The 19,330-nt window shown below is 38.6% G+C and carries 20 protein-coding genes and 8 tRNA genes (1 of these 28 only partly in view); 3 read left to right on the top strand and 25 right to left on the bottom strand.

Annotation, left to right across the window (positions count from 1 at the left end; translation table 11 throughout):
- Positions 1 to 6 precede the first annotated feature (6 nt).
- The 3 genes from IGL37_RS01245 to efp all read right to left on the bottom strand — a co-directional run bounded on the left by IGL37_RS01245 (position 7) and on the right by efp (position 1,880).
- Positions 7 to 924: a PLP-dependent cysteine synthase family protein gene (locus tag IGL37_RS01245; RefSeq protein ID WP_002370175.1), complete on the bottom strand. Its 918-nt coding sequence runs from the start codon at positions 922 to 924 to the stop codon at positions 7 to 9.
- Positions 925 to 1,013: 89 nt separating this feature from the next.
- A complete protein-coding gene (locus IGL37_RS01240; RefSeq protein WP_002366057.1) occupies positions 1,014 to 1,151 on the bottom strand; it encodes a hypothetical protein in 138 nt (45 codons plus the stop codon).
- Positions 1,152 to 1,319: 168 nt separating this feature from the next.
- Entirely contained in the window at positions 1,320 to 1,880 is a 561-nt protein-coding gene (gene efp / locus IGL37_RS01235; protein WP_002355202.1) for an elongation factor P, read from the bottom strand.
- A 354-nt stretch (positions 1,881 to 2,234) separates the two neighbouring features.
- Here efp and IGL37_RS01230 point away from each other — a divergent pair, with 354 nt between their 5' ends.
- Positions 2,235 to 2,882 carry a FusB/FusC family EF-G-binding protein gene (locus IGL37_RS01230; RefSeq protein ID WP_002355200.1) on the top strand — a complete coding sequence of 216 codons (648 nt, stop codon included), beginning with the start codon at positions 2,235 to 2,237 and terminating at the stop codon, positions 2,880 to 2,882.
- A gap of 38 nt (positions 2,883 to 2,920) precedes the next feature.
- On the opposite strand, the gene IGL37_RS01225 is transcribed toward IGL37_RS01230, so the two are convergent.
- The 3 genes from IGL37_RS01225 to fabF all read right to left on the bottom strand — a co-directional run bounded on the left by IGL37_RS01225 (position 2,921) and on the right by fabF (position 5,708).
- Complete coding sequence (locus IGL37_RS01225) at positions 2,921 to 3,889, bottom strand: dihydroorotate oxidase (protein ID WP_002386045.1); 969 nt, start codon at positions 3,887 to 3,889, stop codon at positions 2,921 to 2,923.
- 144 nt (positions 3,890 to 4,033) lie between these two features.
- The gene (gene fabZ / locus IGL37_RS01220) at positions 4,034 to 4,468 is read right to left on the bottom strand and encodes a 3-hydroxyacyl-ACP dehydratase FabZ (RefSeq protein WP_002355197.1); all 435 of its coding nucleotides are present in this window, start codon (positions 4,466 to 4,468) and stop codon (positions 4,034 to 4,036) included.
- A gap of 1 nt (position 4,469) precedes the next feature.
- Entirely contained in the window at positions 4,470 to 5,708 is a 1,239-nt protein-coding gene (fabF, locus tag IGL37_RS01215; protein WP_033599793.1) for a beta-ketoacyl-ACP synthase II, read from the bottom strand.
- A 297-nt stretch (positions 5,709 to 6,005) separates the two neighbouring features.
- On the opposite strand from fabF, the gene fabI reads away from it, so the two are divergent.
- Positions 6,006 to 6,758, top strand: a complete 753-nt coding sequence (fabI, locus tag IGL37_RS01210; RefSeq protein ID WP_002358338.1) for an enoyl-ACP reductase FabI — start codon at positions 6,006 to 6,008, stop codon at positions 6,756 to 6,758.
- A gap of 98 nt (positions 6,759 to 6,856) precedes the next feature.
- Here fabI and IGL37_RS01205 read toward each other — a convergent pair whose 3' ends face one another.
- The 5 genes from IGL37_RS01205 to IGL37_RS01185 form a co-directional block, all read right to left on the bottom strand.
- Positions 6,857 to 7,270 carry a DUF4809 family protein gene (locus IGL37_RS01205; RefSeq protein ID WP_002355192.1) on the bottom strand — a complete coding sequence of 138 codons (414 nt, stop codon included), beginning with the start codon at positions 7,268 to 7,270 and terminating at the stop codon, positions 6,857 to 6,859.
- A 29-nt stretch (positions 7,271 to 7,299) separates the two neighbouring features.
- On the bottom strand, positions 7,300 to 8,235 hold the full coding sequence (locus IGL37_RS01200) for a cation diffusion facilitator family transporter (RefSeq protein ID WP_002355191.1): 936 nt from the start codon (positions 8,233 to 8,235) through the stop codon (positions 7,300 to 7,302).
- A 142-nt stretch (positions 8,236 to 8,377) separates the two neighbouring features.
- Positions 8,378 to 9,052: an HD domain-containing protein gene (locus tag IGL37_RS01195; protein WP_002355190.1), complete on the bottom strand. Its 675-nt coding sequence runs from the start codon at positions 9,050 to 9,052 to the stop codon at positions 8,378 to 8,380.
- 12 nt (positions 9,053 to 9,064) lie between these two features.
- Positions 9,065 to 9,577 (bottom strand): DNA-3-methyladenine glycosylase I, encoded by a 513-nt coding sequence (locus IGL37_RS01190; RefSeq protein ID WP_002355189.1) that lies wholly within the window; start codon positions 9,575 to 9,577, stop codon positions 9,065 to 9,067.
- Positions 9,578 to 9,589: 12 nt separating this feature from the next.
- On the bottom strand, positions 9,590 to 10,081 hold the full coding sequence (locus IGL37_RS01185; protein WP_002362939.1) for a methylated-DNA--[protein]-cysteine S-methyltransferase: 492 nt from the start codon (positions 10,079 to 10,081) through the stop codon (positions 9,590 to 9,592).
- 111 nt (positions 10,082 to 10,192) lie between these two features.
- Between IGL37_RS01185 and IGL37_RS01180 the strand changes: the two genes are divergently transcribed.
- Complete coding sequence (locus IGL37_RS01180) at positions 10,193 to 10,786, top strand: bifunctional transcriptional activator/DNA repair enzyme AdaA (RefSeq protein WP_002377894.1); 594 nt, start codon at positions 10,193 to 10,195, stop codon at positions 10,784 to 10,786.
- A 17-nt stretch (positions 10,787 to 10,803) separates the two neighbouring features.
- Here the strand turns inward: IGL37_RS01180 and IGL37_RS01175 are convergent, their stop codons facing one another.
- From IGL37_RS01175 to IGL37_RS01110, 14 genes are all read right to left on the bottom strand, one after another.
- Positions 10,804 to 11,547: an alpha/beta hydrolase gene (locus IGL37_RS01175; RefSeq protein ID WP_033918204.1), complete on the bottom strand. Its 744-nt coding sequence runs from the start codon at positions 11,545 to 11,547 to the stop codon at positions 10,804 to 10,806.
- A gap of 137 nt (positions 11,548 to 11,684) precedes the next feature.
- Positions 11,685 to 12,503 carry a histidine phosphatase family protein gene (locus tag IGL37_RS01170; protein WP_033598082.1) on the bottom strand — a complete coding sequence of 273 codons (819 nt, stop codon included), beginning with the start codon at positions 12,501 to 12,503 and terminating at the stop codon, positions 11,685 to 11,687.
- A gap of 20 nt (positions 12,504 to 12,523) precedes the next feature.
- Positions 12,524 to 13,990, bottom strand: a complete 1,467-nt coding sequence (locus IGL37_RS01165) for a glycoside hydrolase family 1 protein (protein ID WP_002365000.1) — start codon at positions 13,988 to 13,990, stop codon at positions 12,524 to 12,526.
- 122 nt (positions 13,991 to 14,112) lie between these two features.
- Positions 14,113 to 15,543 (bottom strand): 6-phospho-beta-glucosidase, encoded by a 1,431-nt coding sequence (locus tag IGL37_RS01160; protein WP_002355183.1) that lies wholly within the window; start codon positions 15,541 to 15,543, stop codon positions 14,113 to 14,115.
- Positions 15,544 to 15,566: 23 nt separating this feature from the next.
- Entirely contained in the window at positions 15,567 to 17,465 is a 1,899-nt protein-coding gene (locus IGL37_RS01155; protein ID WP_002358327.1) for a beta-glucoside-specific PTS transporter subunit IIABC, read from the bottom strand.
- Between the two features lie 73 nt (positions 17,466 to 17,538).
- Complete coding sequence (licT, locus tag IGL37_RS01150; RefSeq protein WP_002355181.1) at positions 17,539 to 18,381, bottom strand: BglG family transcription antiterminator LicT; 843 nt, start codon at positions 18,379 to 18,381, stop codon at positions 17,539 to 17,541.
- A gap of 242 nt (positions 18,382 to 18,623) precedes the next feature.
- Positions 18,624 to 18,695 (bottom strand) — tRNA-Glu (locus IGL37_RS01145).
- A 15-nt stretch (positions 18,696 to 18,710) separates the two neighbouring features.
- A tRNA-Ser gene (locus IGL37_RS01140) sits at positions 18,711 to 18,798 on the bottom strand.
- A gap of 10 nt (positions 18,799 to 18,808) precedes the next feature.
- Positions 18,809 to 18,882, bottom strand: a tRNA-Ile gene (locus IGL37_RS01135).
- Positions 18,883 to 18,895: 13 nt separating this feature from the next.
- Positions 18,896 to 18,966: transfer RNA gene (locus tag IGL37_RS01130), tRNA-Gly, on the bottom strand.
- A gap of 14 nt (positions 18,967 to 18,980) precedes the next feature.
- A tRNA-Phe gene (locus IGL37_RS01125) sits at positions 18,981 to 19,053 on the bottom strand.
- Positions 19,054 to 19,058: 5 nt separating this feature from the next.
- Positions 19,059 to 19,132 (bottom strand) — tRNA-Asp (locus IGL37_RS01120).
- 48 nt (positions 19,133 to 19,180) lie between these two features.
- Positions 19,181 to 19,254, bottom strand: a tRNA-Met gene (locus IGL37_RS01115).
- A gap of 33 nt (positions 19,255 to 19,287) precedes the next feature.
- Positions 19,288 to 19,330 (bottom strand) — tRNA-Ser (locus IGL37_RS01110); it runs 47 nt beyond the window's last position.

The following is a 19,330-nucleotide window of genomic DNA, read 5'->3' as shown; positions in this document are numbered from 1 at the left end:
TTCCTCCTAAGAATAAATATTTTTTGATAAATAACGGTCACTACCGTCAGGAAAAATAGTTACAATTGTGCTGCCTGCTGGTAAGCGGCGCGCCTCTCTTAATGCCGCCGCAAACGCTGCGCCGCTGGAGCTTCCCACCAGCAAAGCGCTTTTCTTGGCTAATTGTTTGACCCAGAAAAAACCATCCTCGTCTGAAATGGTATAAAAGCCGTCCACAGGAATCTGTTTAAGAAAAGGCGGCACGAACTCCACGCCAATGCCTTCGATTTCATGTCCGTGTGCAGGTCCGCCATTTAAAATTGAACCTTCTGGCTCCACGCCCCATAATTGCGTCTTACTATTTTGTTCTTTGAGATATCTGCCAACACCTGCAAACGTTCCACCACTGCCTAAACCTGCGACAAAGCTAGTAATCTTTCCGCCTAAGTCTTGAACAATTTCAGGTCCTAATCCTTCGTAGTAAGCAGCAGGGTTATCCGGATTTTCAAATTGTAACGGCACGTAACTATTAGGAATTTCCTTGGCTAAGTCTTGGGCACTAGTTATCGCTCCGACAATCCCTTGCTCTGTTGGCGAAGGGACAATTTTAGCACCTAACGCTTGCATCAGCTGTTGTTTTTCCTGACTAAATTTTTCTGGCACAACAAAGATTGTCTTGAGGCCCAGTTGACTGGCAGCTAATCCAAGTCCAATCCCTGTATTCCCCGCTGTCGGTTCAATAATTGTTGTGGCTTGATTTATCTTTCCCGTTTTCATTGCTTCTTTGAGAAGATGCACACCAAGCCGATCTTTGACGCTGCCACCTGGATTCAAATATTCTAGTTTCGCATAAATTTTAGTGCCTTCTGGCATAGGATATTGTTCACTTGTAAATTCAAATAATGGTGTTGCTCCGATTGTGTCTAAAATTGACTGAACAATCATAGCGAATTCCTCCTTCTAATACATGTACATAAAACAAAAAGGTGCTGATCGCATCAGCACCTTTTTTGTTTATTTCTGGTTGTCTAGATTCAGAGAGGAATCGTGTTAGGCAATTTTTCAGAAATAACGGAGGTTTTCCCCATCACAAAAGAGTATGCTGCACTATTTTGCACCATACAACAACAGCTTTCCGTTTCTAAAAAAAGGCTAGCTTGTTTTTTCGTCATGGTTGATTTCCTCCTTCGTCATGTGTTGACCAAACTATACCATTTCCCATTTTCTAGTGTCAACGATTCTAACGATTGCTATTTCCTATCACACCAATGGTTTTCTTATAGGCAAAAGAATTAATAGACCAAAAAAAACAGAAGGCTAGCCTTCTGTTTTTCTGCTACTTATTTAGCACGTTTTAAATACGTACCTTCCGCAGTATTGATTTCTAATAATTCGTCTGCTTCAACAAAATCTGGAACATTAACAACTAATCCTGTTTCCATTGTAGCGGGTTTACCAGAACCAGTTACTGTTGCGCCTTTGATTGAAGGTTGTGTTTCAGCAACACGTAAGATTACCGTTGTTGGTAAAGTTAAACCAATGACTTCTTCACCATAAAATTGAATTTTTACTTCCATATTTTCTAATAAATATTTTAATTCTTCTTCAATTAAAGCAGTTGGTACTTCATATTGTTCATATGTTTCTAAATCCATGAAAATAGCCATATCATCTTGGCTGTATAAATATTGAACCGGTTTTGTATCGATGTGCGCTTTTTTCACTTTTTCATCTGGGCGCATTGTTGTATCGGTTGTTGAACCCGTACGAACATCTTTTAATTTCATACGCATAACCGTGTTACCTTTACCTGGTTTGTGGTGGCTAGCTTCCATTACTTTAATTAATTTGCCGTCTTGCTCAAAAGTCATACCGGCTTTTAAATCGCTTGCTGCAATCATTGTAATTTCTCCTTTTCTCTGGTTAATTCTTCATTATTGTAGCAAATAACCTAGGATTAATCTAGGAAATCACGTATCTTTTTTAGAAGTTTATCACTCCCCAGACATTGAATTGGGAAATAAAACGAGTTTAACTTGCCTTTTTTCTTGAATTGCGTTAGAATTACCAAGCTTTCATCAATTATTTTCACTTTTTACATAGAAAAAATCAATCATTAAAGGGGGTGATGATATGATACGTCAAACGCTATCTTTATCAAAAACACATGAGGTTGTCTGTCACTAAACATACGTTGGTGAGACAAATTGCCTTTCAGCGTATGTACTCGGTCTATTTGAAAGGAATTTAAAATCATGAACCCAACTATTCAACCTTACCAATTTAACATAATTAAAGAACAAGTCGCTGTGTTACTAAACACCTATACGTCTGTTAACGATGCTACGACTGTCAAAACTGTCCAGGCCCTATGTGCCGAAAAAATCAATGGGTTATTTCCAGAAGAACACCCTGCTGTTACGATTTTGTTGGACAAAGTGATGGATCGTCGTTTAACACGCGCACGTGCTGAAAAATATTTAGACGAATTAAAAGAAACCGTGCTGCCCTTTAAGGAACCTTCAACACCACAAGTCACGAAAGTCTTTCGCAAAGTGAAAAAGTTAAAGATTCCTGAGTGGGAAAACATGGATTTACGGAACAATACCTATGTCGGTTGGAACGACGCTGGGACTCAGAAAAAATTTATCTTAGCTTATCGAGAAAATAAATTAATCGGCGTCCACGGCACCCTTTCACCCACCATTGTTAAAGGTGTTTGCTCCATCTGTCAAACAATCACGAATGTGTCTATGTTCCTAGCTACCACCAAATCAGGCGGCGACGGAACCTACACGAAAAAAGGCAATTACATTTGCCATGATAGCGACACCTGTAACCAACAATTAACACAACCTGAATATTTGGAAGCCTTTATGGAAAATGTTAAGGCTGTGAAATAACAAAAAACCGTCAAGAAAATTTCTTGACGGTTTTTTTGTTACATCTCTTTCAATTTCCCACGAAATTCTTCAATACTTTCATAACCTTTTGCTGCCATGATTTCTTGTAATTCTTTGGCTAGACGCTCAAAAACTTGTGGACCTTCTTGATGCAATTGTGTGCCGACTTGTACTAATGTCGCACCACATAAAAGATGCTCAAAAACATCTTTTCCACATGTAATACCGCCCGTTCCAATAATTTTGATTTCTGGTTTCAAACGTTGCGCAAACGCACGAACATTGGCTAACGCTGTTGGTTTGACATATTCGCCGCCCAGTCCACCGAAGCCTCCTTTTGGTTTAATGACCACTTCTTCCTTGTCACTGTCAATATATAAACCATTACCGATGCTATTAATACTATTCACGTATACTAAAGGGAATTTATTTAAAATTTCAGCCATTGCGTCAAAATGTGCAATATCAAAAAATGGGGGTAATTTTACACCTAATGGTTTAGTAAAAAATTGGAAAACTTCTGTTAAAAGCTTTTCTGTTAATTCAAAATCATAAGCAATTTGCGGTTTACCAGGCAAATTGGGACAAGACAAATTAAATTCTGTCACTCCTGTGTATTCACTTTCTTGCACTTTTTTTAAAATAGCGATATTTTCCTCATAATTCATACCAGATACAGATAAAAAGCGTAACTCCTCAGGAAATTCCTTTTGACGTGCAATCTGATAATCTAAATAATAATCAATCCCTAAATTAGGCAAGCCCATTGAGTTAATACTTCCTAATGGTGTATCAAAATACCGTGGTTCCTCATTGCCCTGACGAGGATTAGGTGTTGCCGTCTTAGCGACAAAAGCACCTGCTTGAGAAGCCGCTAACTCGTCCATTTCCTTAATTGTCATACAATGAATACCTGATGCGTTCATTAACACATTCGCCAATTTATGTCCCGAAAACTCTACTGAAATATCCAAAAGAAAAACCCTCCTGTAAATTGTTTTACTCATAAGCTTACCACCTTCACGTAAGCTTTTTATGATTATAGCATGTTTTTTTGCGTTAGTGTTATTTATATAAATTTAAAAAGGAATAAGCCATTGTGACTTATTCCTTTTCTTAGGGAAACTAACGTATCCAAAATTGATTGATTCTTATCGTCCCACAATAAACGTCAATTCACATTCGCAGACCTTTTTATCTTCCACGTAAGCAGTCGCTTTGCCGATGCCGACAAAGTCACGTAATTTGACGATTTCAAAATGTAATTTCAAGACATCACCAGGGACCACTTTTTGACGGAATTTGGCTTTGTTGATACCGCCAATATAGGCTGTTTCACCTTCAAATTGATCCATTTTTAAGATTAAAATCGAACCTACTTGTGCCAATGCTTCAATAATCAAAACGCCTGGCATTGTTGGATTTCCAGGGAAATGTCCTTGGAAAAATTCTTCGTTAATTGTTACATTTTTTGTTGCAATAATCTTTTCATTTGGAATAATTTCATCCACATAATCAATATAACAAATCGGATAGCGATTAGGAATCATTTCCATAATTTCTGTTGCAGTCATTACTTTTTTCATACTAGTTTTCCTCCCATTTCTTCAAGCAAATTACACCATTATGGCCACCAAAGCCAAACGAATTACTAATTGTATAGTCCGCTGTAATGTCACGTGCACCTTCTGTGACATAATCTAAATCACAATCTGGATCACCAACTTGGTAGCCTACTGTCGGATGAGCTTTTCCTTCTTGCAATGTTTGTACACAAGCAATCGCTTCGATACCGCCAGCCGCGCCCAATAAATGTCCAGTCATACTCTTTGTACTTGAAATTGGAATTTGCGATGCTCGCTCACCAAAGACACGTTTGATGGCCGTTGTTTCCGCAGCGTCATTCGCTGGGGTTGACGTACCATGAGCATTGATATACCCAATTTGTTCCGGCGTAATCCCTGCTTCTGCAATCGCCATTTCCATCGCAGCCGCCGCGCCACTACCGTCTTTTAAAGGAGCGGTCATGTGGCTAGCATCACAGTTGCTGCCATAGCCAACAATTTCGCCGTAGATAGTTGCGCCACGTTTCTGTGCATGCTCGAGTTCTTCTAAAACCAGCATTCCTGCGCCTTCACCCATCACAAAACCTTTTCGTTCTTTATCAAAAGGAATCGAAGCCCGAGTCGCATCTTCTGTTGTATTTAAAGCATTCAATGCTGCAAAGCCTGCAATCCCAATTTCACATACTGTGGCTTCTGTCCCCCCAGTTACCATCATGTCCGCTAAACCATATTTAATCGTGCGAAAAGCTTCACCAATCGCATTCGTCGCAGAAGCACAAGCAGTCACGATAGTTTGAGAAGGTCCTTTTGCACCTAAACGAATCGAAATATTTCCCGCTGCCATATTAGCAATTACCATGGGCACGAAAAATGGTGTTACGCGTTTTGCGCCTTTTTTATCCATTACCCGTACTTGGTCTTGTAAGGTAGTCATCCCGCCAATCCCACTACCGACAATCACACCTAAACGAGTCGGGTCAATCGTTGCTTCTGTTAAACCACTCATTTCCCACGCTTCTAAAGCAGCGACCAAGCCATATTGAGAAAATAAGTCCATTCTTTTTTGCTCTTTGCGTTCTAAAACAGCACTTGGGTCAAACTCTTTCACTTCACCAGCCAAAGCTACCCCAGTATCTTCAGAATCAAATTTAGTAATTTTACCAATTCCTAGCTTGCCATCCACTAGATTATGCCAAAATTCTTTTACGGTATTGCCTAATGGTGTTACGGCACCCATGCCGGTTATGACCACTCTTTTCATACTGTACCTCCGAGTTTATTTTGATTATCAAACTATTATTTCATGCGGTTTCCAGCACTTTTTATTAAAAAATAAGAAAAATAGTTTGACTTTCAAAGTATTTTGGTTAATAATTCAGACATCAGGAAAAATGTCTGTTTTTTTCAAGATTAGAAAATTGAGAAGATTTTGTTATCATTCTCACACAGATAATACCAGTTGAAATTTTATTCGTCAACTCAATAAATGTAACTTTTACATTTTGATGAAGAAAAGCCTATTCTATCAACAAAAATTTTTTATTAAAGGAGATTTTATATGTTTTTACAAAATAAGAATGTCGTCGTAATGGGTGTTGCCAACAAAAAAAGTATTGCTTGGGGCTGTGCAAAAGCATTAAAAGATCAAGGGGCCAATGTTATTTATACGTATCAAAACGAACGCATGAAAAAGCAAGTGGTTAAATTAGCAGATGAAAATGATTTGTTGGTGGAATGCGATGTTGCTTCTGATGCGTCCATTCAAGCAGCCTTTGAAACAATTAAAAATGAAGTGGGCACGATCGATGGACTAGTCCATGCGATTGCTTTTGCCAAAAAAGAAGAATTGTCTGGAAACGTTAGTGACATCACTCGTGATGGTTTCCTATTAGCACAAGATATTAGTAGCTACTCTCTTTTAGCAGTCACTCATTATGCGAAACCTTTGTTAAATCCTGGTTCAGGAATTGTCACATTGACGTATTTAGGTTCCGAACGTGCGATTCCTAACTACAATATGATGGGGATTGCTAAAGCTTCTTTAGAAACTGCCGTGAAATATCTAGCTTTTGAATTAGCTGCAGATAAAATTCGTGTCAACGGAATCTCCGCAGGAGCGATTAAAACATTGGCTGTGACTGGTGTAAAAGACTACGATCAATTGATTAGTATTTCTAATGAGCGGACACCAGATAAAACAGGCGTAACCATTGAAGAAGTCGGAAACACTTGTGCCTTTTTAGTCAGTGAACTAGCTAGTGGTGTGGTCGGTGACATCATTTATGTCGATAAAGGCGTTCACTTAACTTAATCATTTTTTGTCTTTATTTTCTATTTATACATTAAAAAACAGAGATTGGACAATCTCTTTCACTCATTGATTGTCCAATTTCTGTTCTATTTTTTACTTTATTCTATAATAAAATTGACAGTTTCAATTCCAAAAACAGTTGTTAGAATTTGATTGACTTGTTCAAAAAGTTCTGGTAAATCTTCCAGTTTATTTTTAGATTGGATTTTTTCAGAACCGTTATCGTAGCTTAAATGATTGTACGCTTCTTTAAAGGTTACTGCTGTGTCTTCTTTTCGATAAAGGATATATTCGTCATCTAGCATATCCATTTGTAGCTCCTGTTTAAATCCATTTCTGGCAACAACAGCAGAAACTAGATGAGCAACTGTCAAGCCATCTAACGGAATGTCCACTCCATTCATTGCTAATGTGTAGACGGTATCTTCCACTAAACCACAGGCGTTGCAACCACCACTGGTTAAATCTACTGTACTTGTTATAATTGCCTCTTGCATCGTTTCTTCCCCCATATTGTTTTTTAAAGTTATTCTTTCATTTGTTATTTACGAACGTAATTCACATCATAATCGTCAACTTCAATATAGATATAGATTTTTTTATCAGGCATTTTACTGCGAATGTCTCGTTCAATCGCATTCACAACATCAGGTGCATCTTCTTCCATTGGTTCTACCACATCAATTTTTGCCGCTACTAAAATTTCAGTTGGACCTAAATGAACGGTCTTTACATCAATTAGTTTTTCAACATCCGCCCGATCAAATGCAGTTTTAATTTTTGCTAAATCTGTAGCGGTCACACTTTCTCCTATAATCAAACTATAAAATTCTTTCGCTAAGAAAATGGCTGCACACATTAATAGTAAACCAATCAGTAAACCACTGATAGCATCAAATGCAGCAATCCCAGTTACCATTGTTAAAAGGGTTCCCACCAAAGCTAAACACAAACCAATAACCGCACAAAAGTCTTCTGTAAAAATAATTAAAATTTCACTGTGACGACTTTCTCGCAAAAATTTTAAGAGCGATAACTTCTCTGTATTCAATTCTTTGATTTCTTTCATCGCTACACGCAAAGAGCTACCTTCCACAAGCAAACCAAAAATTAAAATACCAATGACAATAGCCACATTTTCTACTTCATGAGAGGGATGCAGTAACTTCTGAATAGCCTCCATTACGCCTAACGCGCCCCCACCAAAAAAGAGCATCGTTGCAACAATTGTACTAAAAAAGTATTTTGCACGGCCTTCTCCAAATTGATGTAACGCACTTTGCCCACGAGAAGCGCGCTTATTCCCAAAAAGTAATAACACCTGATTACTACAGTCCACGACACTGTGGATACTTTCATTCATCATAGCGGTACTACCACTTAAAGCAAAACCAACAAATTTACTAATCGCTACTAAAATATTCGCAATCAGTGCGGCAATAACTGCAAACATGCCACTCGATTTTTTTGTCTCCATAATTACCTCCTATATGTAACGTAAAACTAAGATAAACCACCCGTTTATTCATCCATCATTTTACCACTTCTGAGGTATTTGTAAAAAAGAGTTCTCTTAAAATTCAAAAAGAAATGTACTGACTGTTTTAGTTGGCCCTCATTTATCGGTGTCCATCCCACTCTTGATAAAATTCCTCCAGATAAAGTTCCATAAATTGATGACGCTTTTCCGCCAATAAGCGACCATAATTTGTATTCATTTGTTCCTTTAACTTTAAAAGTTTCTCATAAAAATGCATAATAGCAGTATCTTCCCCATTCCGGTATTCTTCTTGGGTTAACTGTTCACGAGGTTGTTTGTGAGGATCGTGAATTAAACGGCCTTTATTTCCCGAATAAGCCATCACCCGTGCAATTCCAATCGCACCGATGGCATCTAATCGATCCGCATCCTGGACCACTTTTCCTTCTAATGTAGTGACTGTTTTCCCAGTATTTCCTCCTTTAAAGGACATATTAGCAATAATGGAAAGGATGTGATTCGTTTGCTCTGTTGATACGTTATTTGCTTCCAACCATTGTTGCACCTTTAGTAAGCCAGCCTCTTCACTTTCGTTAAATTTTTCATCGCCAATATCATGTAACAATGCTGTTAATATACATAAAAATAAATTTGCTTGTTCTTTCTCTGCAATTGTTTTTGCTAATTGTGTCACCCGATAAATATGCCACCAGTCATGGCCACTTGCTTCGTTGGCTAATTCTTGTTGAACATAACGCTCTGCTGCTTGAATAATTGTTTGTTCTTCAAAACTAAGAGATTCATTTTCAAACATCCTAACACTCCTTTATTCTGGATTTAAAATTTCCACCTGGATAATCCCGCTAGCTTTCAGAAACATATTGGTGACAATCGGACCTACAAAAGAAAATCCTCTTTTTTTTAAGTCTTTTGCTACGTTATCTGACAAAAGCTGTGTGCGTGGGACTTGGTATGCTTCTTCATAAATAGATAAAACGGGGACGTTTTTTACAAATTGCCATAGATAATTGGCAAAACTGCCAAATTCTTCTTGTACTTTTAAAATTGCTTGCGCATTTTTAATGGTTGCTTCAATTTTGCGCCGATTGCGAATCATATCTGGATCAGCTACTATTCGATCGACTTCGTCAGGCAACAGCGCGGCAACTTTTTCCGGCTTCATTTGGCAAAAATTTTTCATGAATGCTACTTTTTTCCCTGCTGCTGCTTTCCAACTTAAACCAACTTGAAAAACACCCACCGTCAACAATAAAAACAGCAAATCATCCTCTCTTGTAGGTTTTCCCCATTGTTCTGTATACCATTGATAGTTGTTCATCGCCGCCTCCTTTTAAGACTGTTCAAATGTTAATAATGCTTGTTTCATTGCTAAACCACCACGGTAACCGGTTAATTGTCCCTTGCTGCCGATGACTCGATGGCAAGGAATGACCATTAATAAAGGATTTTTCCCAATCGCTGTGCCAACTGCTCGAACCGCACGTGGACGCCCAATTTTTTCTGAAATTTCTTGATAGGTTATTGTCTCACCATAAGGTATTTCTTGCAACGCCTGCCAAACTTCTTTTTGAAAGGGCGTTCCTTCGATGTCTATGGGGCAAGCAAACGTTGTCGAATGTTGGTTAAGATAACTTATTAGTGCTTCTTTATAAGGCGCAGTTTTCTTTTCAGAAGCTTCTAATTGTGCTTGAGGATACCAGTTTTTCAGTTCTTCTATCGATTGATTGGCTGAACCTACAAAAGCTAGTCCAGCGTCTGTCACACCAAGATAATAGTGATCGTTCTGCCATTCTTGTTGCGCATAATAAATCTTTTTTGCCATATTTCTACACTTCTTTCTCGTGTTTTTCTTATCTTCATTATAATTCTTTTGGCTTTCAAAATCTTGCGCTCCTATCACTTTTTACTTGTTTTTATTAGGGATTCTTTTACAATGAAGAAAACGGGAGGTGTGCTTACAATGAAAACAACGTATCGACTTACTCAGAAACGTTGGGAAGCCATTCAAAATAATAATACGCAATTTGATGGTGATTTTTTTTATGGTGTGACCACAACTAAAATTTTTTGTCGTCCTTCGTGCCCTTCCCGTGTGCCCAACAAGAACCACGTTCTGATCTTCAAAACGGCTCAGGAAGCTTTAACACTTGGTTTTCGTCCATGTAAAAGATGTCAACCAACCGGGCAAGTCGTTCCTAACGAGGAATGGGTTGCTCAAATTAAGCAATTTATTGATCTGCATTCAGCGGAACCTTTAAGTTTAGACTATTTAGCGCAAGCCTGCCACGGTAGTCCCTTTCATTTGCAGCGAACCTTTAAGGAACAGACAAAACAAACCCCATTAGCTTATTTAACAAGTATCCGAATTAGGCAAGCCCAAGAATTGCTTCTCCATTCACCCCTTACGATTCAACAAATCGCGAAAAAAGTTGGCTTCCAAACCGCAGCATATTTTGCCACCACTTTTAAAAAAGAATCAGGCGTAACCCCCTCTGTTTATCGCAGTAAAAATGAGCCGAAAAAATAACATTTCGGCTCATCGGATTATTTATTGGGGCGTAATTGTAGCCACGCTACAATCAATTGACTGATTTCTATTTGCTGTTGCTCGTTAGAAATTGTCGCTTTGTTGTCTCCTTTTTGGACACCGTAATTACCAAACCCTGCATGGTTACCACCTTTGATAGATACATACTGCGTATCTTTCGGCAAGAACTGTTTGGCTTTTTGATAGCTAGTCCAATTTAAAACACCATCGTTTGTAGCTGTTATTGACAGAACCGGCAGATCTTGCTTGTTTAGTGCACCTTTTTCGTCAGGATAGCTGGCTAAATAAATCATGCCTTTGATTCGTTGCTCATTTTCCGCTACAAAACGACTAGCCATCACACCACCCAGAGAATGTCCAGCCAAAACGAAGTTTTGTTGTGGATGATCCTTTATAATTTGTTCTGCAGCATTTGGTGCAAGAACCGCTAAATTCAAAGGAAAATGAACAACATAGACATCATAACCTTTCGTAGCAACTTCTTGCGCCCATTCACTATAACTAGCGGGCGCAACCAATGCACCTGGATAAAAAATCAGTGCTGTATCATTTTTTTGCCCGTTTGTATAATAATCATAGTTTTTTTCTTGCGTGGCACTTTGACTTATTTTTAAGGCTGAATCGGTTGCTTGATACGTACTATTTTTAATAAAAATAGTCAGACCGATGACTAATACCGCTAAAAAAAGCCCGATTCCTAGGACAATTTTTTTCCAGCGTGATTTTGTTCTATTTTTCATCTCATTTCCTCCCAATGAAAAAATTCTTCTTTCTGATTCTACCTTTAATAAAAAAAGAACACAACAATAGGAGTTGGTGAAGCAACCCTTCTGTTGCTCCACCAACTCCTAAATAGACTGTTTCTCTAATCCAGGGATTATTTTGTCTCTTTTTCGCCTGCTTCTAAGTAGCTGACATCATTGACTTTATCCAAAGTATACTCGCCATTTTTGTAATGAATCGTTGTAACACTAGCATTCTTCAAACCGCCTTCTGGGACTTTAAAATCATCAAATAAAGTTGCTAACAACGCTGAAATACTCAAGCCATGAGAGACCACTAAAACATTGCCATTCCCAGAATTGGCTGATTCTGTGGCAACAATTTTATCTAAGCCTTTTTTCAAACGTTTGGTAATTGTAGCATAGTCTTCTGCAGGCCAGTTATTCTTGCTTTCCTCGCGCTGTTGATCCAGTTTAGCTACGCTGTTGGCAAAGGATTCAGGAGTCATGTTTTTCATAAATTCTTCTAAGGAAACACCTTGATCATCAGCAATATCCTGCCACATTGTCTTGTTTAAATCCCCTTCATAGCTACCAAAATTAAATTCACGTAAATCTGGGTCACGCACGACTTCAAGGTCTTTGCCTGCTTTATTTTGATCTAAAATAAGTTGAGCAGTTTGCAAGGCGCGGCCACTATCACTACTATATGCATTTTGAAAGGCAACATCTTTCAGGCCAATCCCAGTTGCTGTCACAACTTTTTCACCTTCTGGTGTTAAGACCGCATCTGACCATCCTTGTACGCGGTCCGTCGTATTTAACATGGTTTTTCCATGGCGCACAATGTAAAGAGTTAGTTCTTCAGGTTTTGTCTCTTTTTCTTTTGTCGTTGCTTGCTGATTTTTACCACAACCAACCATTACTAAAATGGCCAGAAAAAGCATCCCCACAATCGTCAATCGTTTTTTCATTTTTTATTTCCCCTCATTTTCTACTCAGTTGTTAAGTTTTCACCATTACTAGCGATAACTTGTTTGTACCAATTAAATGATTTTTTCTTAGTTCGTTTCAAGGTTCCCTGACCTTCGTCATCCATGTCTACATAGATAAAGCCGTAACGTTTTTTCATTTCGCCAGTCCCTGCTGAAACTAAGTCAATACAACCCCATGGCGTATAACCAATTAAGTTAACCCCGTCTTCTTCTACTGCGGTTCTCATGGCTTCAATATGTTGTTTAAAATAATCAATGCGGTAATCGTCGACAATCGAGCCATCCTCTTGCAATGTATCCACCGCACCAAACCCGTTTTCAACCACAAACAATGGCATATTGTAACGATCTGACAACTGACACAATGAAATTCTTAACCCTAAAGGATCGACAGCCCAGCCCCATTCAGATTCTTGCAAATAAGGATTTTTAACCGCAGGCATTTGGTTGCCTCCGACATATTTTACTTCTTCGGGATAAGCAGTCGAAACGGTCGACATATAATAACTAAACCCGATATAATCAACTGTTCCTTTTTGAATAATCGCTAAATCCTCTGACTCCATTTGAATTGTCATTCCTTCACGCTCAAATTCTTTGAGCTTATGCGCTGGATAATAGCCCTTAGCCTGGACATCCATATAAAATTCTTGCTCTCGGTTAAATTGAACAGCTGCCATCACGTCCTCAGGTTTGCAGGACAAAGGATAACTTGGAATATAAGCCACCATCATACCAATCTGGAAATCTGGATTGATGGAATGTCCTAATTCAACTGCTTTCGCACTTGCTACAAATAGATGATGCGCTGCTTGATATTTACTTTGTTTATCATTATTGTGAATCCCAATTTGCGTCCAACTTCTTAAAAAATTAATTTCATTAAAAGTCATCCAATACTTCACTTTATCCTGATAACGCGTAAAAATGGTTTCGCAAAAGAAAACAAAGAAATCAATCACTTCACGATTTTTCCAACCATCATATTCATCGGCCAAATACATCGGAATATCAAAATGGTTAATCGTCACAACGGGCTCAATTCCATTGCGCAGCAAAGCATCAAAAACTTTATCATAAAAGGCTAAGCCTTCTTCATTAATCTCTTTTGTTCCATTTGGGCAAATCCGGCTCCAGGCGATAGACAGCCGAAAACATTTGAAACCCATTTCTGCAAATAAGGCGATATCTTCTTCGTAATGATGGTAAAAGTCCGTCGCTACATGACTAGGATAGTATAACTCTTCATCGATATAGCCAATCGCTCCTTCGGGTAATGCTTGATCGCGCGTACACGAAGCTTTTTGGCCTTCTTTAGTTAAATACGTAATCCGTCGCGGTTCTGTTTGACTACCACCAGTAATTGCATCTAATGTACTCAGACCTTTGCCTCCTGAAAGGTAGCCACCTTCATATTGGTTAGCAGCTGTTGCACCGCCCCATAAAAAATTTTCTGGAAATCCCATAAAATCCCTCTTTCCCTCTGTTTTTAGGCATCACAAAGAAACCATCAAGGGAATTGACGCTGGCAGAAGAGTCCTTGTTTTTTCTACCAACGTCAAACGCCCTTTAATAGTTGCTAATTTTATTAATTACTTAAATCTTCACCATTTGTTGCGATTACTTTTTTGTACCAATCAAACGATTTCTTCTTGCTTCGTTTTAACGTACCATTTCCTTCGTTATCGCGATCCACATAGATAAAGCCATAGCGTTTTTTCATTTCACCTGTTCCAGCTGATACTAAATCAATACAGCCCCAAGTCGTATAGCCTAACAAGTCGACACCATCTTGTTCAACGGCATCTTTCATCGCTTGAATATGCGCCGCCAAATAATCGATACGATAATCATCGACTACATAACCATTTTCGTCTGGTGTATCTACCGCTCCTAAGCCATTTTCAACAATGAATAGTGGTTTTTGATAACGATCATATAAGTCATTCATCGTAATTCTCAAACCAAGTGGATCAATTTGCCAACCCCATTCACTGGCTTTTAGATAAGGATTTTTCACAGAGGCAAAGATGTTACCAGCTGTTTGTTCATTAATTTCTGGATCTGTTGATGTGACACGAGAAGAATAATAAGAGAACGAAATGAAGTCCACCGTATGTTCTTTTAAAAGTTCTTCGTCGCCTTCTTCCATTTCAATTTGAATACCTTTACGGGCCATTTCTTTTAAAGCATACGCAGGGTATTCCCCACGTGATTGGACATCAATAAAGAAATAATTTTCACGATCTGCTTGTCGAGCAGCGAAAACATCTTCTGGTTTACAAGTATAAGCGTAGTTGGAACCAGCCGCTAACATACAACCTACTTGGTTTTCAGGATCTACCTCATGAGCAATTTTTGTCGCAATTGCACTTGCTAGTAGTTCATGATGAGCCGCTTGGTATTTCACTTGTTCTTTGTTTTCGCCTTCTTCAAAGTATAGACCTGCTCCCATAAATGGTGCATGTAAAATCATATTAATTTCGTTAAATGTTAACCAATATTTGACTAATCCTTTATATCGGTTGAAAATTACACGGCAAAGATTTTCATAGAAACCTACTAACTTACGACTACGCCAAGCGCCATATTCTTCCACTAAGTGCATTGGGCAGTCAAAGTGTGTAATCGTTACTAGTGGCTCAATCCCATATTTATGACATTCTTTGAATAAGTCTTCATAGAACTTCAAGCCTTCTTCATTCGGCTCTGTTTCATCTCCCATTGGAAAAATTCGACTCCAAGCAATGGATAAACGGTATGTTTTAAAACCCATTTCACCAAATAAGGCGATATCTTCTTTATAGCGATGATACATATCAATTGCCTCTTGTGCAGGATAGAAATGTTCTTCATCAAAGTTAAACATTTTCTTTTCACCAGTGATTACTGGAAAACGATCTGGACCCGTTGGCGCTAAATCGACGTTTGCCAAACCGCGTCCGCCTTCGTTATAGCCACCTTCACATTGATTGGCTGCTGTTGCGCCACCCCATAAAAAGTCTTTTCTAAATGCCATAAATTCTCTTCCTCCACATCTTTTTATATTAAAGCGGTCAGCAAATCATCACTTGTTGAAACTTCATTACTGCCGACTTCCAAAATATCTAAATAATCCGCTGTATTCGTCACAACGATTGGAATTTGTGTACTAAACCCAGCTTTTTTAATTCCTTCTAAATCAAAGGTTACTAATGTTTGACCTTTTTTCACGCGGTCACCTTGTTTTACAAAAGCTTCAAAGCCTTCGCCTTCTAATTGAACTGTATCAATCCCAATATGAATCAATAATTCTGTGCCGTTATCTGAAATCAAACCTAATGCATGTTTTGTTGGGAATAGTGTGACAATCGTTCCATCAAAGGGTGCAACCACTTTGCCTTCCGTTGGTTCAATCACGACCCCATTTCCTAATGCTCCATTTGCAAAAGCAGGATCCTCTGCATTTTTTAAAGATAACACTCGTCCTTTGACTGGACTTGTAATATTTTCTTTTTTAATCGTTGTTTTATCAATAATCACTTCTTCTTCCTCAACTGTATTGTCTTTCCAGAAGAAGAATGTTAGACCAAAACCAACGACCGCTGCAATGGCAATTGCAATAAAGGACTGAATCATCCCACTTGCATCATCACCATTGATAAAGTTTAGCACACCGAAAATTCCTAAACCACCCATTGTATAAGCTGTCACATTGTTGATCATCAAATATAAACCACCGACAGCGCCACCAATCATTGAATAAATAAATGGCCATTTTTTTGGTAAAGTGATTCCATAAATTGCTGGCTCTGTTACACCAAAAATACCAGAGATAATTGCTGGCGGACACAAAGCTTTTAACTTTTTATCTTTCAATTTGAAGAACATCGCTAAAACAACCGCTGTTTGCGCAAAACTAGCTGCAAATGATCCCGTTAATACTTGGCTTGAACCTTCTTGTGTCACTTGCATAATAGCTAATGGCACAACGCTCCAATGTAAACCAAAAATAACTAAGACTTGCCAGAAGAAACCAAGAATCAAACCATACAAAGCTGGTGAGAAACTCATTAATGCTGTAAAGCCAGCGCTTAATAAATCTGTTAGCATGCTAACGATTGGCCCAATTACTAAGAAACCAATTGGTAAGGCAATCAACAAGACGAAAAACGGTACTAAGAACGTTTGAACAACTTCTGGAATAATACGTTTAAACACTTTTTGAACTTGTGCCGCAAAAGCAATAATGAAGATGATTGGTACGACACTACTTGTATAGTTCGCACCGACCCAAGGGATCCCCATAAATGTATTATAGGCAGGTAAACCGAATAAATTATACGGTGCTGCGGCTCCGGCACCCGCTGTTGTTTCAAAGGCCGTTTGTAATGCACTTCCTTGAATCGTTGGGTAACATAAAGCTGCGCCAATCACGATCCCTACCATTGGATGCAACCGGAATTTCTTAGCTGCTGTATAACCTAAAATAACTGGCATAAAGTAGAAAATTGCATCGCCAATCCCATTTAACATGGTATAAGTCCCTGACGTAGCCGTATAGAGCTTTAAGAAAACCAATAAGGCATTTAACCCTTTGACCATCCCAGCCGCTGCTAACGCCCCTAAAAAGGGTTGGAAACAACCACTTAAAATATCTATTAAGCGATCAAATAAATTCCCACTGGAAGCTTCTTCTTCACGTTCTCCTGACAAGCCTGCAATACTAACTACTTCTTCATAAACGGCTGGAACATGGTTCCCAATAACGACTTGGTATTGTCCACCGCTTTTCATAACAGTTACCACACCATCCATATTTTTTAAGACATCATCATTCGCTTGACTCTCATCTTTTAATTTGAAGCGAAGACGTGTGATACAATGTGTCAAACTATTAATATTCTCTTGCCCACCGACATTTTTTACAATTTTTTCTGCTAGTTCATGATATTTTCCCATCTTTTTTTCCTCCAAAAATTTATTTTCATTTGAAGGTTTAGCCAACTGAATGTCACTATCCAAAGTGGTGCGTTTATTGTTCCGTTGTTTGTACAATTCGTGCAATGTGAATCGTTAGGTACAAGCGTTCTTCATTTGAAACTTGATAGTCATAGTTCTCATTTAAATACAAGCTGATCTTTTCCACGCAACGATAGGCGTTGAGATATTTCTTTTTAATTACCGCATACAGTTCTTCATCATCATTTTCGACAACTTCACGTTGGTGTAATAAGCGATAACAGAAAAATTTTAAATGTGTGCTAAATCGATAAAAGTAAACAGAGTCTTCATCAAAACTTACCTTAAAATAGTATTTGACGATATTTGTAATCTCTTGCATCAACTTTGTCAATTCGTAAATATTACCGACTTCTTCCTCCATCTCCGCATTTACCAAGTGCAATGCGATAAAACCTGCCTCATCCGTTGACAATTCCATTCCTACGCGCTTTTGTACCATTTTTAAAGCATTTACTCCTACTTCGTACTCTTCAGGAAAAAAACGTTTAATATCCCATAATAATAAATTCTTAATTGCAATTCCTTGTTTTTTTCTTTCTAAAGCTGTGTACAAATGATCCGTCAGAGAAATATAAATGGTATCATTCAAACTCTTTTTCAACGTTGATTTTGCATAAACAATAATGTCATCCGAGAGTTTCATCATCTCTAAAGGAATATTTCCTAACAATTCTTGAAACTTAAGTGATGTTTCTTGATTGGCTAAATAAAAAACTTGATCGATACTTTCATCAGGAACCCAATCACCAATGCGTTTCTTAAAAGCAATTCCTTTGCCCATAACAATTTGCTCTCGTTTATCATCATCTAATGTAATAACCACATTATTGTTTAAAATTTTGTGAATAATCAATGCCCCACCTCCTTTGTGTTTCGTTGAAAAAAGAAAAACCCAATTTCTTCAAAAAGAACGACACACCTGTCGCTTCATGAAAAAATTAGGTTTAGCTTGTCTTTAAACAATCACTATCCATCTATTTACTTATCCCTACATCCAAAGAATAACATATTTACAACAAATGTCAACGCTTTCAACGACATTTTTTTGTAATAAAAATAAAAAAAGCATACAAACATTGTTTGTATGCTTCACTATGACCCGTACGGGACTCGAACCCGTGTTACCGCCGTGAAAGGGCGGTGTCTTAACCGCTTGACCAACGGGCCATTAAAAAGAAAAAACGGAGAAGGAGGGATTTGAACCCTCGCGCCGGTTTCCCGACCTACACCCTTAGCAGGGGCGCCTCTTCAGCCACTTGAGTACTTCCCCAAGAAATAAATGGGCCTAAATGGACTCGAACCATCGACCTCACGCTTATCAGGCGTGCGCTCTAACCAGCTGAGCTATAGGCCCCAAATAAGAAAAAAGCGGGTGACGAGAATCGAACTCGCGACAACAGCTTGGAAGGCTGTGGTTTTACCACTAAACTACACCCGCAAATTTTTCTTGGATGGCGCGGGACAGAATCGAACTGCCGACACATGGAGCTTCAATCCATTGCTCTACCAACTGAGCTACCGAGCCAAAAACGGTCTGGACGGGACTCGAACCCGCGACCTCCTGCGTGACAGGCAGGCATTCTAACCAGCTGAACTACCAAACCAATTCGTTTTTGCTTTATGCAAATGTATGCTTTAAAAAATAAAAGCAATTGCGGGGGCAGGATTTGAACCTACGACCTTCGGGTTATGAGCCCGACGAGCTACCTGACTGCTCCACCCCGCGATAATTAGACTAAGGAAAATTGATTCCTAAGAAAGGAGGATAAGGGATTCGAACCCTTGCACGGTTTTACCCGCCT

The organism is Enterococcus sp. AZ119 (assembly GCF_050546175.1).
In the GTDB taxonomy this organism is placed as follows: domain Bacteria; phylum Bacillota; class Bacilli; order Lactobacillales; family Enterococcaceae; genus Enterococcus; species Enterococcus faecalis.
Note: the sequence above shows the minus strand (reverse complement) of the source record. Positions and strands in the feature narration are given on the sequence as shown.

Coding starts and splice junctions, on each gene's coding strand:
- IGL37_RS01160 (WP_002355183.1), bottom strand. CDS start 15,543: ATGGCATTTAGAAAAGACTTTTTATGGGGTGGCGCAACAGCAGCCAAT.
- IGL37_RS01205 (WP_002355192.1), bottom strand. CDS start 7,270: ATGGGGGAAGAAACGATGCAAGAGGCAATTATAACAAGTACAGTAGAT.
- IGL37_RS01185 (WP_002362939.1), bottom strand. CDS start 10,081: ATGGCAAAAAAGATTTATTATGCGCAACAAGAATGGCAGAACGATCAC.
- IGL37_RS01200 (WP_002355191.1), bottom strand. CDS start 8,235: ATGGAGACAAAAAAATCGAGTGGCATGTTTGCAGTTATTGCCGCACTG.
- IGL37_RS01155 (WP_002358327.1), bottom strand. CDS start 17,465: ATGGGAAAATATCATGAACTAGCAGAAAAAATTGTAAAAAATGTCGGT.
- IGL37_RS01230 (WP_002355200.1), top strand. CDS start 2,235: ATGAACCCAACTATTCAACCTTACCAATTTAACATAATTAAAGAACAA.
- IGL37_RS01165 (WP_002365000.1), bottom strand. CDS start 13,990: ATGGGATTTCCAGAAAATTTTTTATGGGGCGGTGCAACAGCTGCTAAC.
- efp (WP_002355202.1), bottom strand. CDS start 1,880: ATGATTGCAGCAAGCGATTTAAAAGCCGGTATGACTTTTGAGCAAGAC.
- IGL37_RS01240 (WP_002366057.1), bottom strand. CDS start 1,151: ATGACGAAAAAACAAGCTAGCCTTTTTTTAGAAACGGAAAGCTGTTGT.
- fabF (WP_033599793.1), bottom strand. CDS start 5,708: ATGAAAAGAGTGGTCATAACCGGCATGGGTGCCGTAACACCATTAGGC.
- IGL37_RS01170 (WP_033598082.1), bottom strand. CDS start 12,503: ATGAAAAAACGATTGACGATTGTGGGGATGCTTTTTCTGGCCATTTTA.
- IGL37_RS01195 (WP_002355190.1), bottom strand. CDS start 9,052: ATGTTTGAAAATGAATCTCTTAGTTTTGAAGAACAAACAATTATTCAA.
- IGL37_RS01180 (WP_002377894.1), top strand. CDS start 10,193: ATGAAGAAAACGGGAGGTGTGCTTACAATGAAAACAACGTATCGACTT.
- IGL37_RS01245 (WP_002370175.1), bottom strand. CDS start 924: ATGATTGTTCAGTCAATTTTAGACACAATCGGAGCAACACCATTATTT.
- IGL37_RS01175 (WP_033918204.1), bottom strand. CDS start 11,547: ATGAAAAATAGAACAAAATCACGCTGGAAAAAAATTGTCCTAGGAATC.
- IGL37_RS01190 (WP_002355189.1), bottom strand. CDS start 9,577: ATGAACAACTATCAATGGTATACAGAACAATGGGGAAAACCTACAAGA.
- fabI (WP_002358338.1), top strand. CDS start 6,006: ATGTTTTTACAAAATAAGAATGTCGTCGTAATGGGTGTTGCCAACAAA.
- fabZ (WP_002355197.1), bottom strand. CDS start 4,468: ATGAAAAAAGTAATGACTGCAACAGAAATTATGGAAATGATTCCTAAT.
- IGL37_RS01225 (WP_002386045.1), bottom strand. CDS start 3,889: ATGAGTAAAACAATTTACAGGAGGGTTTTTCTTTTGGATATTTCAGTA.